The organism is Caryophanon latum (assembly GCF_001700325.1).
Classification (GTDB): Bacteria; Bacillota; Bacilli; order Bacillales_A; family Planococcaceae; genus Caryophanon; species Caryophanon latum.
On sequence record NZ_MATO01000015.1, the window covers coordinates 114,619 to 126,024 of the forward strand.

The 11,406-nt window shown below is 44.2% G+C and carries 11 protein-coding genes; 4 read left to right on the plus strand and 7 right to left on the minus strand.

From position 1 onward, the window contains the following. Genes A6K76_RS04365 through A6K76_RS04380 form a run of 4 tightly spaced genes read right to left on the minus strand, consistent with a single transcriptional unit; the run spans position 1 to position 4,655 of the window. Positions 1 to 1,491 carry a Na+/H+ antiporter subunit D gene (locus A6K76_RS04365; protein WP_066462483.1) on the minus strand — a complete coding sequence of 497 codons (1,491 nt, stop codon included), beginning with the start codon at positions 1,489 to 1,491 and terminating at the stop codon, positions 1 to 3. After that, positions 1,484 to 1,831, minus strand: a complete 348-nt coding sequence (locus tag A6K76_RS04370) for a Na(+)/H(+) antiporter subunit C (protein ID WP_066462485.1) — start codon at positions 1,829 to 1,831, stop codon at positions 1,484 to 1,486. The genes A6K76_RS04365 and A6K76_RS04370 overlap by 8 nt, the downstream gene beginning before the upstream one ends. Beyond that, positions 1,832 to 2,254: a Na(+)/H(+) antiporter subunit B gene (locus A6K76_RS04375; RefSeq protein WP_066462486.1), complete on the minus strand. Its 423-nt coding sequence runs from the start codon at positions 2,252 to 2,254 to the stop codon at positions 1,832 to 1,834. Beyond that, a complete protein-coding gene (locus A6K76_RS04380) occupies positions 2,241 to 4,655 on the minus strand; it encodes a Na+/H+ antiporter subunit A (protein ID WP_066462488.1) in 2,415 nt (804 codons plus the stop codon). Before A6K76_RS04380 ends, A6K76_RS04375 begins: the two co-directional genes overlap by 14 nt. A 164-nt stretch (positions 4,656 to 4,819) precedes the next feature. On the opposite strand from A6K76_RS04380, the gene A6K76_RS04385 reads away from it, so the two are divergent. Further along, positions 4,820 to 5,380 carry a DUF5366 family protein gene (locus tag A6K76_RS04385; protein ID WP_066462490.1) on the plus strand — a complete coding sequence of 187 codons (561 nt, stop codon included), beginning with the start codon at positions 4,820 to 4,822 and terminating at the stop codon, positions 5,378 to 5,380. Between the two features lie 262 nt (positions 5,381 to 5,642). Here the strand turns inward: A6K76_RS04385 and A6K76_RS04390 are convergent, their stop codons facing one another. Both A6K76_RS04390 and A6K76_RS04395 read right to left on the minus strand, forming a co-directional pair. Then, positions 5,643 to 6,467, minus strand: coding sequence for a DUF6612 family protein (locus A6K76_RS04390; protein WP_066462492.1), 825 nt, complete (start codon positions 6,465 to 6,467; stop codon positions 5,643 to 5,645). An 80-nt stretch (positions 6,468 to 6,547) separates the two neighbouring features. After that, positions 6,548 to 8,398, minus strand: a complete 1,851-nt coding sequence (locus A6K76_RS04395; protein ID WP_066462494.1) for a transglycosylase domain-containing protein — start codon at positions 8,396 to 8,398, stop codon at positions 6,548 to 6,550. A 230-nt stretch (positions 8,399 to 8,628) separates the two neighbouring features. Between A6K76_RS04395 and A6K76_RS04400 the strand changes: the two genes are divergently transcribed. Continuing rightward, positions 8,629 to 9,216 (plus strand): peptidylprolyl isomerase, encoded by a 588-nt coding sequence (locus A6K76_RS04400; protein WP_066462496.1) that lies wholly within the window; start codon positions 8,629 to 8,631, stop codon positions 9,214 to 9,216. A 272-nt stretch (positions 9,217 to 9,488) separates the two neighbouring features. Next, complete coding sequence (locus A6K76_RS04405) at positions 9,489 to 9,707, plus strand: hypothetical protein (protein WP_245671952.1); 219 nt, start codon at positions 9,489 to 9,491, stop codon at positions 9,705 to 9,707. A gap of 39 nt (positions 9,708 to 9,746) precedes the next feature. On the opposite strand, the gene A6K76_RS04410 is transcribed toward A6K76_RS04405, so the two are convergent. Beyond that, complete coding sequence (locus tag A6K76_RS04410; protein WP_066462498.1) at positions 9,747 to 10,907, minus strand: MalY/PatB family protein; 1,161 nt, start codon at positions 10,905 to 10,907, stop codon at positions 9,747 to 9,749. A 75-nt stretch (positions 10,908 to 10,982) separates the two neighbouring features. On the opposite strand from A6K76_RS04410, the gene A6K76_RS04415 reads away from it, so the two are divergent. Further along, entirely contained in the window at positions 10,983 to 11,243 is a 261-nt protein-coding gene (locus A6K76_RS04415; RefSeq protein WP_066462500.1) for a DUF1871 family protein, read from the plus strand. Positions 11,244 to 11,406 lie beyond the last annotated feature (163 nt).

The following is an 11,406-nucleotide window of genomic DNA, read 5'->3' on the forward strand; positions in this document are numbered from 1 at the left end:
TTATTTACCTCCTAACACAGCTTGAATATAAATTTGCGGTTGCATGAGTGCTTCACTCGCTGCAGCCATGTACGGTGCGACAGCTTCTGCTCCAACGCCGTAAGCAATTGTAACGCATACAAGTAAAATCGCTGGTGTAAGCTGCTGTGCATACGTCGTGCTCGTAATCGTCGTCGCCGTTTCTTTTTCTTCACCCCAAAACGCATAAATGAATATGCGAATGACCGACAGTAATACGACGAGCGATGATAATAAAATAATGATGCTCATCCACGGGTTATTAGCCGCAAATCCTGATTCGACGATAAGTAATTTGCCGATAAAGCCGCTTAATGGAGGAATACCTGCTAAGCTAAACGCGGCAATTAAAAATGTCCAGCCAAGCAGTGGATAACGTTTCATTAAGCCACCCATTTGACGTAAGTTTGCCGTGCCGCTAATTGCAACGATGATTCCACCGAGCATGAACAGTGCTGCTTTAATGAGCATATCGTGCACTAAGTAATACATCGCACCTTCAAGCCCAACTGTATTCATTTGCGATACGCCGAACAAAATGACGCCGACCGCAATGACGATGTTGTAAATGATAATGAGTGTGACATCGAAATAAGCAAGTGCGCCGATGCAGCCGAAAATAATCGTTAATATGCTCAACACCATGAGTAGCTCATGCGTAAAGCTTGGATCATGTACGAAAATGAGCGTGTACGTGCGCAGTATCGCATACACACCGACTTTCGTAAGCAATGCACCGAATAAAGCAAGTACAGGTGTTGGCGCCGATTTATACGCTTTCGGTAGCCAGAAAAATAACGGGAAAATAGCAGCTTTTAATCCGAATACGACTAAAAATAATACTGCAATGACCGTTAAAATGGCAGGCTGCTGAAGCTCCGCAACTTTTACAGCGATATCAGCCATGCTTAACGTGCCGACAACTGAATATAAAAACGCAACGGCAATGACGAATAACGCTGATGAAATGATGTTAATAACTAAGTAATAAATCGAGCCTTGTAGCTGCTTTTTCTCGCCACCAAGCACAATAAGTAAATACGAAGACATTAAAAACACTTCAAAAAATACGAACAAGTTGAAAATATCACCTGTCGTAAATGCACCGTTAATCCCTGTCAAAATGAACATAATACCAGGGTAGTAATAAAACTTTTCCCGCTCGACACCGATTGTAGAGAAGCTATACCATACGATGAACAGCGTCAGCACAAGCGTCGTCAAAACGAGCAAAATTGACATCATGTCCGACACCATCGTAATACCGAACGGGGCAGGCCAGTTCCCGAATGTTACCGTTTGTGGCCCTTGTGCATAGACGATACCGAGCATGTAAAACGCGCTCACTGTCGCTGCAAGCAAGGCAATCATTGTAACGATGCGCTGATACGTGACGTTTTTCGGGGCAAATAGTAACACCATCGCTGCGAAAAACGGAATGATGATCGGAAGTAGTAGCAAGTTGTTATGCATCGTCGTCACTTCCTTTCATCATCGCAGTATTATCTGTTTCAAGCGATTGGTATGCACGGTATGCAAGCACTAAAATAAATGCTGTCACCCCGAATGAAATGACAATCGCGGTTAAAATTAATGCTTGTGGTAGCGGGTCAGCAAATTGACTTGCTTCAACCCCATCTGCTAGTACAGGTGGCGCTTCACCACTGAGCCCACCCATCGTTAAAATGAGTAAATGCGCGCCGTGACTAAGCAAGCCTGTACCGATAATAATGCGTAATAAACTACGAGAGAGCATTAAATAAGTGGCGGCCATAAACAAAAAGCCAATGACAAAAGCCATAACAATTTCCATTTATTCATCCTCCCCGATTGATTGAATAATTGTCATCGTTACTCCGACAACGACTAAATATACACCAGCATCAAATAGCATCGCCGTATGAAGAGACGTTTCACCGAAAAACGGCAAGTCGAAGTAATCAAAGTAATGCGTGAAAAACGGTTTGCCGTCAAGCATCGGATACGCCGCTGTGCCGAGTGCAAGCACAAGACCGATCGCGACCATAATGCGGTAATTAATGCGAAATCCTGCTTGTACCGTTTTTAAATCAAATGCGAGTATGAGTAATACGATTGCACTCGCTGCAAGCAGTCCGCCGACGAAGCCGCCTCCTGGTGTGTAATGTCCTGCCATAAAAATATGGACGGAGAACAAGAAAATCATGAAAAAGACAAGCTTTGCCGTAAACTGCAGTAGGACATCATTTGTTTTCAATTTGCTTCTTCTCCTTTCCTTCACCGAGACGTAGCTTAATCATTGCGAAAATGCCAAGCCCTGCAATGGCAAGCACCGCAATTTCAAACAGCGTATCGAAGCCGCGATAGTCGACTAAAATAACGTTGACGATATTGCCGCCACCTGCGAGCGAGTACACTGTTTCTTTATAGTATTCCGAAATCGACGTCATCATTTTTTGTGACTGTGCCGCAATCGCAACAATTGTCACCGTTGCACCAACACCGAATGAAACAGCAAAGCGCGATAATTTGAAGCGCATGCGTTTTTCCGTGCGACTGTTTTTCGGCAAATGATAAAAGCATAGTAAAAATAGCGCAACTGAAATCGTTTCGATAACGAGCTGCGTTAACGCTAAGTCTGGTGCGTTAAATAAGACGAAGAACATCGCAACACTGTAGCCGACAACACCGAGCCCGATGATCGACGTTAAACGCGATTTTGTCACAAGTGCAATGATTGTACCGCATACGAGCACAGCGACAAGTACGATGTCATATACGCGAATCGGAGCGACGTTTGACGCATCAAATACGAAGCCACCTTGTGTAAATAGTGTGCCGAGTACGAGCACGACAAAGCTTGCAAGCATATACAATAAATACGTTTGATTCGAGCCGGTCATATAAAGGCGAGCCAGACGATTCATACCGACGTCACTAAACTGCATCACCGCGTCATACATTTTGTTAAAACCTGCTGGAACGCGGTCGTACACGTGTTGCCATTTCTTGAGTGTGACAATTAATAGCGTACCGACGGCGAAAATACCGAGCGTCATCCAAAGTTCTTTATTAAAACCGTGCCAAGCCGAAATATGTATGTCAATTTGTGACACATCGCTATATAAAAACGGCTGAATTGCGAGTACTGCTGGCTTAATGAAGTACGTCGCCACAACGTTTGGAATGAAGAAAATCGTTACGACAAGCACCGCTAGTACAATAGGAGATACGAGCATAGCGATTGGTGCTTCGTGCGCCTTTTTCGGCAGCTGCTCCGGTTTGTACTTGCCAAAAAACGTATGCGTCACGAAATACAGACTGTACGCAAATGTAAACACCGACGCTACCCATGCGAGAATAGGGAATAGCACGCCGAACGTATCAAAGCTAAATAAGCCGAACTCTTTAATCGAAAGCATTGCTGTTAAAAACATTTCTTTACTTAAGAAGCCGTTAAAGAGCGGTACACCGGCCATCGACAAGCTGCCGATCATCGCAACTGTAAAGCTAATTGGCATTAAGCTCATTAAACCGCCGAGCTTTTGTATGTCGCGCGTGCCGGTTTCATGATCGATAATGCCGACAATCATAAATAAGCTACCTTTAAACGTCGCGTGGTTAATGAGATGGAAAATTGCCGCGAACGCTGCGTATTTAAATACGGTTTCTACTGCGCCGTCTACGTGATAGCTCATCGCCCCTGCCCCGAGCAGCGCCATAATAAGACCGAGCTGACTAACGGTAGAGAACGCTAAAATGCCTTTTAAGTCCGTTTGCTTGAGCGCAAAGAACGAACACCAAGCGAGCGTAAATAGTCCTGTGCCAGTTACGAGCCAAATCCAAAGCTCGCTCACCGCAAAAATTGGCGTGAAGCGGGCAACTAAATAAATGCCGGCTTTTACCATCGTAGCCGAGTGTAAGTACGCACTGACCGGTGTCGGTGCTTCCATCGCATCTGGCAACCAAATGTAAAACGGTCCTTGTGCCGATTTCGTGAATGCCCCGAATAAGATGAGGACGAGCGCCCACGTGAAGTAGTCGTGCTGTGCAAGCTGTGGTGCTTGTGCGATGAGCTCACGAATTGAATACGTATCGCCCATCATGCTAAGTAGCACGAAGCCTCCGAGCATAAGCAGTCCACCGAACACCGTAATCATCATCGATTTCAATGCCCCAAAGCGTGATGCATCGCGGTTAAACCAGTAAGCGATGAGCAGGAATGAGGAAATCGATGTCAGTTCCCAAAATAAATAAAGCGTAATGACGTTGTCTGATTGTACGACACCGAGCATCGCACTCATGAAAAGTAATAAATATACATAGAAGTTATGCAATTGCTCTTTCGATTTATCTAAATAAAAGATAGAATAAAGAACAACGAGGGAGCCGATTCCTGTAATTAATAAAGAAAACAGCAAACTCAGCCCATCTATGTACGATATAAAGGATAGCTGCAACGATTGTACCCAATGAAATGTACTTGAAAAAATGTCACCATTTGCGACGCGTTGTATGAAGCTTGCATAAAAGAAGAACAGTGACAGAGGGATTAGTAGCACAAACCAACCTGTATGCAGCTGCTTTACCTTTTTGAATAACAACGGCACAAAGAGCGCTGCGAGTATTGGGAGAAAGATTGCTACAATGAGATTCATAGAAATCCTCCTTTCGAATGAATATTTGTTGTGATGCTCTGTAATTATAGCGTATTTCCATTTGAGGTGCATAAGATTGTATAAAGGGGCGATGCGACAACAAAAGCATTTTACTAATTATTATAAATAGGAAAGAAGACGAAAAAAAACGAGGAAAAATTTTAATGAAAAATCCATATTTGTACGGCTATTTACCGCTTATTTCGGTAGTTTTATTTAGTTTAACGTTTGGCGTTTACGCTGTGACAGAATCGATCAAGCTGTTTAAAGTAATCGGCGTTTACAGCGGAATGTCGCAATTTATGTCTGATATTGAGATTCGAATTTTGCTATTAATTGTATTTATGCTTTGTTTCTTTATGCTTTTTTCTGCATTAAAATTAGTTGGCGAGACGATTCACGAGCTCGGCATGCTATTTTTCGCAAAGGAGCTACAAGTCGAAACGTACAGTAACGCAAAGTCTGCGTCGACGATCGTGTTTTTCGGGGCGATTGCGTCAGCGTTCGGTATGAGCTCGTTAATGTTACTAGCGCTCATTTTTGCTGCGACGATGATCGTATACTTCATGTTTGTCGTCTACAAAATGAGCGATGCGATGTCAACGTCGGGGTTAGTCGGCTTAATTATGTTTGAGGTGCTCATTTGGGCTGCGTCGCTCGTCGGTATTGGCTACGTGATTGTTCGCTTGTACAATACGTTATTGTCGAGCTTGCCGATTAGTTAATACATAGTCACGTGATGGCGACATAAAACGCATCTACATAGACGGTGAATGTATTTTAGCATTTTGTTAGTCGGCTCTCCACATCGAGGCAGGCTTTCCGCGGGCGTGGCTCGAGCCTGTAGTCTCTCGCTCACGCTTTTCCCGCTGGAGTCCGCCTCTTGTTTCGAGCCTCGTTCGTATTCTAAATTTCAATCACCTTGTATATACATATAAAAGAGCGAGTGAAAAATCAACATTGATTTTTCACTCGCTCTTTTTATCGTTATTGAACGTCCGTCATATCCACTGCGCTGTCAATAATGTTTTGTGGAATATCAATCGACTGTAAATGGTTGAACTCTGTATAGGTAATGTTTGAGTTCGTATCCATTTCCATCGTTTCACCTTCGACTTCCATCGTCATGAAGAAGTCCATGATGACGTTCGTTAAATCATACGTTTCTTTATCAATCGTAAGTTTGTACAAGCCATCGCTTACTTGAATAGATTCGAGTGCGGCGTTGTCAGCTTCTGTGCCGCTATCACCTAGTGCACCGGCAGCTTGCTCTTTTACAAGCGAGTTGAATTTCTCATCGTCTAAGTTCAGTGTCAGCACGTAGCTTGCATCGGTTTCTTCCATCGTAAAGTCCTCTACAAATTGTTGTAATTGCTCTAGTTGTGCTGTTTGGTCAATTTGAACATCGGTATTGTTCATGATCGTATCAAATTGTTCGCTCGGCAGCTTCATCCATGTATTTGAAGTCGTGTCTTCTAGGTACATGCCATCCGTTTCATTGATGTACATGTTCACTGGTAACTCCATCGGCTCACCCATGAAATCTGTTGAAACGTTCACATCCATCGCCATAGCAATCGGGTCGAACACCGCATCAACTGTTCCTTTTGTTAACGTAACAATTTCGCCTGTTTCCCCATCCATCGAAACTGTCATCGTTTGTGATACATCCATAGTGGCGGATGCACTCGTCAATTCCTTTTGTCGTTCCATCGTGTTGTCGAAAATTTGTTGTGCTGTTTGTGTGTCACTACAGCCTGCGAGCGTGAAAGCCATTGCAACAGCTGCTGTGAGTTGAAAAAAATTTTTCATTCATACAATCCCCTTTGTAATGAAGTTGTACGCGTCTTTTAGCGTGCATGAAAAAACGAGTACAACTATATTGTACCCGTTTAGTTTATTAAGATGTTAAATAACTGGTGATGAATTTTGCTCTTCTCGATTCGCTGCATGCTCGCTGGTTTGTCGTAACCGATCCAAATTGAAGCGGAATAGTTCGTGCTTAAGCCTGCAAGCCAGTAGTCGTTCCAATTGTTTGTCGTGCCGGTTTTTACACCGATATAGCCGTCTGTTGCATATGCGCCTTCACCTGTACCGTTTACGACGACGTCTGCTAGCATCGAACGGATTTGACTTGCTGTATGTGGCGACCAAATTTGCTGCTTTTGCTGCGGCCATTCATATAGCATGTCGCCATCTTTATTTTTCACCGAGCGAATCGCATGGGCGCGCACGTAGGAGCCGTCCGAGAAGCTTGCGTATGCATCTGCCATTTCAAGCGGTGTGACACCGTACGTTAAGCCACCGAGTGAAGCGGCGTAGTTTTCATCTTCTTCCACGAGTGATTGGAAGTTGAATTGATGTAAGTAGTTAAACGCTGTATCGACGCCGATGTTGTAGAAAAGACGAAGTGCTGCTGTGTTGTAGCTCCAGCGAAACGCATTTTTCATCGACGTGTTGCCGTACACTTCGCCGCCGTAGTTGTCTGGGCAAAATGTGCCGACGCAAATTGGCTTCGCGCTAATCGTTTGGTTCGCATATGCACCGGTTTCTTGAATGTACGGTGCGTATACCGCGAGCGGCTTAAACGCCGAGCCTGGCTGACGTACTGCTTGATATGCGCGGTTAAAGTCGTACTTTTTATAATTTTTGCCGCCGTATAAGCTGACGATTTCGCGTTTGACGTTATCGACGAGCACACCAGCACCTTGTAAGTCACCGTGGCGTGCAAGCACCGCGTCCATTTTTGCTACGTCTTGTGCATGGCGAGCTTGGTCGAGCGCTGTATGTATGATGACGCCCGATTGCAGCAGTTCTGTAACGCGTGCATCAAGCTTTTGCTCCACTTCTTTTTTCGCATCACCTTGTGCGCTATCTAGCTGTTTATCGAAGCCTTCTGTTTCGGCAACGAGCCATTTAAACTCCTCAAGCACGTACGTCGCATACATCGGGTGTTGCTGCGTTTTTTCTTTGACGTTTAATGCAATCGTCTCCGCTTTAATTGCTTCTGCTTCAGCCGCTGTAATAATTTCCGTACGCACTAAGCCGTCTAACAATAACTCTTGGCGCTTTTTCGTCGCGTCAAAGTTTTTGAGCGGATTGTACATCGTCGGGTTGTTTGGAATAGCTGCGATAAATGCCATTTCTGCTTTTGTCAGCTGCGGTAAATCTTTTTGGAAGTAATATTTCGCCGCACCGCCAACACCGTACACTAAGTTGCTAAAGTACATTTCGTTTAAATACATTTGTAAAATTTCGTCTTTTTCATGCATTTTTTCAAGCTCGTATGCATAAAACAGTTCGGTAATTTTACGCTCGTATGATTTTTCCGTCGTTAAGTAGCGCATACGTACGAGCTGCTGTGTAATCGTACTACCGCCTTGCTGTACGTCGCTGCTTTGTGCGTTCGTTAAAAAGGCACGCGTAATAGCGCTGACGTCAAAGCCGACGTGATTGTAAAATTCTTCGTCCTCATTCATTAAAAATAGTTGCTGCATGAAAAAAGGAATGTCGTCGAGTGCATACGGTTCATAAAAATTGACGTATTCCTCACTAAAGACGGTGCCATCGCGGTCTGTCATGACGACAGGTAGCGGTGTTTCGACTTCAGGCATGACGATTTTATCTTCGATTGATGCTTGCTGAGCGCCGGCAAACTGCACTTCTTTAAACAGCATCGTTCCAATAACTAATAAGCCTGGAATCGCAAGTATAATCATTAAAAATCCAAAGCTGTTGCGCATAAAAATCCTCCATATAAATGTCTCTATGTAACAACAATAGCATATTTCCATTTAGAAAATAGCGGCTATTTGCAAATTCGTATGATTTCGTGCATAGTATATCGTCGCATGCTGCGGTACATTTGTACAAAATTGCATCGTATAGACTGAAAAAGTAAAAGGAGTATGGTAAACTAAAGCAGACAGGGCAATTCGCTCTACATATTAAGCATTTCGAAGGAGAGACAACTATGTTTCCACAATTAACGACAGAAGTATTAGCTGGCGAAAAGCTAGTTGAAATGAAAACATCAATGGGTACGTTAAAAATTAAATTATTCCCAGAGCACGCACCAAAAACAGTTGAGAACTTTTTAGGTCATGCCGAGTCTGGTTATTATGAAGGCATCATTTTCCACCGCGTTATTGAAGATTTCATGATCCAAGGTGGCGACCCAACTGGTACAGGTATGGGCGGCGAATCAATTTGGGGTACAACGTTCGAAGACGAGTGCGTACCTGAATTAATGAACTTACGCGGCGCATTATCAATGGCAAACGCTGGTCCTGGCACAAACGGTTCTCAGTTCTTTATCGTGCAAGCGAAAAAAGTACAAGTGCCAATGTTAAAGCAAATGGAAGTTCGCGGCTGGGAAAAAGAAGCAGTTGATGCATATAAGAAAAACGGTGGTACACCATGGTTAGACGGTAAGCATACTGTATTCGGTCAAGTAATCGAAGGCATGGATGTAATCGATGCAATCGCAGTAGTAGAAAAAGGCTTCCAAGATAAGCCGAAAGAAGACATCGTAATCGAGAAAATTACAGTATTACAATAATCAACATGCCTCATTGGAAAATGGGGGTCGCGATAAATAATTGCTCGGAGCAAGAGGCGGACTCCAGCGGGAAAAGCTCGTGCCTCAAGACCCCGCAGACGCGAAGTATGAGTGTCGAGGAGGCTTGAGGAAGGTGATAAACGCCACGTCCATGTGGCATCACCTTCATGACAAACATCGTGTTCGCCTCCGCGCCCGCGGAAAGCCTGCCTCGAAAGCGAAGAGCAATAGAAATGAACGAAGACTAATCTAATATGTAAGGTTGTGAGCGCGTGAATACATTTTTAATGCAATGGATGTTTTTGTATTTCCCAGAGGACAAGACAGAATACGTACCAGCAGTGTTAGAGTTTCTCGTATTTTTCGTCTTATGTATTATTGTGTTTACCGTATTTGTTCGCATTTCGCGAAAGCAGGAACAGCGAACGAAGGCGTTAGAGGAACAAATTTTACAACAGCGTCAAGCGCAGCAAGTTACATCGACAGATTGAAAAAAGTGGTAGAAGGCGACATGCCCTCTACCACTTTTTTTATGCGTTAAATGCCGTTTTCATACGCTTCACAGCTTCTTCAATGACCGCAAACGGCGAGGCGATGTTCATGCGGAAAAAGCCTGCACCCGTTTCGCCAAACTTCGTGCCCGGGTAAATGATGACGCCAGCTTCTTTAAAGCGCTTCATTAACGTTGCATCGTCAAGCGCACAATCGCGCACGTCCATCCAAATTAAATACGACGCTTGTGGCTTCCAAACCCGCACACCATCAATTTGTTCAAGCTGCTCCTTCACGTAGTCGATGTTCGTTTGTAAATATGCCATGAGCTCGTTTAACCAAGGCTCACCTTTTGTGTACGCCGCTTCTGCTGCCGTCATCGCAAAAACGTGTGGACCGAACTGCGCCATGCGAGCACCAGCATCTTTTAACGTTTTGCGAAGTGCGTCGTTTGCCGTTACACTCATCGCAATTTGTACGCCAGCTAAGTTGAACGTTTTTGTCGGTGCGATTAACGCGACAACGCGATCCTCTTTTTCCGTTAGCGACATGACTGGCACGTGCTCAAATGGGGAGAACAATAAGTCCGCGTGAATTTCATCGCTAATAAGCAACACATTATGCTTTTTGCAAAGGGCGACAATTGTTTCGACCGTCGCTTGATCCCATACAGTACCACCAGGGTTGTGCGGGTGACAGAAAATGTACGCCGCTGCGTGTTGAAGCTCGCTTTCTAACGCATCAAAATCGTAAGCGAAGTAGCCGTCCGCATTCGTTAACGGGCATTCAATGACGTGGCGCTTTAATTTTGTTGGCACGTCTTTAAATGGATAATAAGCAGGTGTCGAAATGACGATGTTGTCGCCTTCGTTCGTTAATTCTTCAATGACTAATGCAAGGGCAGGGACGACGCCTTGATGGAACTGAATATGCTCCTTTTCAATCGTCCAGCCGTATCGTTGTTGCCAATGAATCATTGCATCGTACAATGAATCCGGCACGCGCGAGTAGCCGAAAATCGGGTGTTGCATGCGCTCTTGCCACGCTTCTACAATGACAGGTGCAAGCGGGAAGTCCATGTCGGCTACCCACATCGGAATGACGTCCTCTTCAGGAGAGACGTTGAATAAATCATGGAGTGCATCCCATTTTAATGAAGCGGTCGGGCGGCGGTCATATTGTGTATCGAATTGAGACATATGTTGAAACATCCTTTCTTTTTCCAAAGTTCATTGTTATGATAACAACTATAGTATAACGAATAAGGTGATATTATGGAAAACATCGACATGAATGAACAAGCGGTCGCAACACTTGCGGCATGGGATCCATTCAACATCGGGAATGATAACTACGACACCGAAACAGCAGATGTCGTAGCGGCATTGCAAAGCATCGACGATCCATCAGAGCTAGCGAAAGTGATTCAAACGGTGTACGAGTTTTCATTTGAGGAATGGATTCCGCTAGAGAAGTGCGTGGACATTTCGTACAAGCTGCTAGCGATTAAGTTTAAGGCGAAGTGTATTATTTAATGCGTTGTGTGATGTCGTTATTTTTATTAGCCGCCTCAATTTGTCGTGACGAACAAGTTCCAAGCAGTTATAAAATCGTTTTTAGACAAAACCTAACAACAAATACAGTTATGTAACAAAAAAGGCTCTTCACCATAACTTGGGGTTGCTTTTCACGTCGAGG